At 47.9% G+C, this 1,214-nt stretch carries 1 protein-coding gene; it reads left to right on the forward strand.

Features of this window, described 5'->3' with window-relative positions:
- Positions 1–192: 192 nt before the first annotated feature.
- A complete protein-coding gene (locus IOQ59_RS21040; RefSeq protein WP_193955447.1) occupies positions 193–1,176 on the forward strand; it encodes an IS110 family RNA-guided transposase in 984 nt (327 codons plus the stop codon).
- Positions 1,177–1,214: the final 38 nt, after the last annotated feature.

The following is a 1,214-nucleotide window of genomic DNA, read 5'->3' on the forward strand; positions in this document are numbered from 1 at the left end:
ACCCAACCTTGTATCTCTCCATCTGCTCTGTTTGATTAGATAGAGCTCCCCGGTCAGGTGAGGCTGTACCCAACCTAAGCATCTATTGCTGAGACGTAGATTCGTCCCCTGACCGGTTTCTTTATCATACTGAATGGTATCCTAGCGCCCCGAATATCGGGTGATGCTGTATGTACAAGGGTAGTGGAAAGAATGGATGTAATGATTGGAATCGATGTCAGTAAAGCCAAACTAGATTGCTTATGGCTTAAGGGCTTAAACACTCTCAAGGTGAAAACCAAGGTACTCGCCAATACAGCCGATGGGCACAAAGCCCTGATCAACTGGGTGCAGAAAAATACTGGTGCGTACTTATCTGACTGCAGTTTTATCATGGAGGCCACGGGGATCTACCATGAAGCCCTGGCTTATGCGTTACATGAATCAGGGGCCAACGTGTATGTCGTGAATCCGACCCGTGTGCGCGACTTTGCCAAGAGTCTTGGCACGCGGGGTAAAACAGATAAGAAAGACAGTATGGTACTGGCCCGCTTTGGTGCTGTGAATACCTTACAGCCTTGGCAGCCCGAAGCCCCGGAAATACGGACGTTGCGAGCCCTGTTAGCACGACTAGAGGCTTTGGATAAAGACATCCAACGCGAAGAAAATCGTCTTGAAAAGGCGGAAATTAGTCAGGCATCAGCACAAGTTATTGAGTCAATTCAATTGATGCTGAAGGCTTTGAAAGATGAAAAACGCCGCTTGGAACAACAGATTAACGACCATATTGATGGCCACCCGACGCTAAAGAACGACCAAGCCTTATTGCAAACGATTCCCGGTATAGGGCGGGTTTTATCTCGTGTAATGATGGCAGTGATCCGTAGCCGGAACTTTGAAAGCGCTCGGCAATGTGCAGCCTATTTAGGGCTAAACCCTATTCCTTGGGAATCCGGTAGCAGCATTAAAGGCCCACCGCGCATGAGCAAAGCAGGCCCTTCATTAATTCGAGCTAAGTTGTATATGGGAGCGATTGTCGCCAGCCAGTGGAATCCCGACATCAAGGCACATTGTGATCGTATGATCACTCGAGGGAAAAGCAAAATGTCAGCCCTCGGAGGCGCAATGCGCAAGTTAGTTCATATCTGTTTTGGTGTGCTGAAACAGCAAACTGAATATGTACCTCAAATGACCTAATCAATCACTTGAGGCACATATGGAGAGATGGTATCTAC

The sequence above is a fragment of the Pontibacterium sinense genome (genome assembly GCF_015209595.1).
Lineage (GTDB): Bacteria > Pseudomonadota > Gammaproteobacteria > Pseudomonadales > Balneatricaceae > Pontibacterium > Pontibacterium sinense.

Bases quoted from the DNA above. Each gene is read 5' to 3' on its own strand.
- IOQ59_RS21040 (WP_193955447.1), top strand. From the start codon at position 193: ATGGATGTAATGATTGGAATCGATGTCAGTAAAGCCAAACTAGATTGC.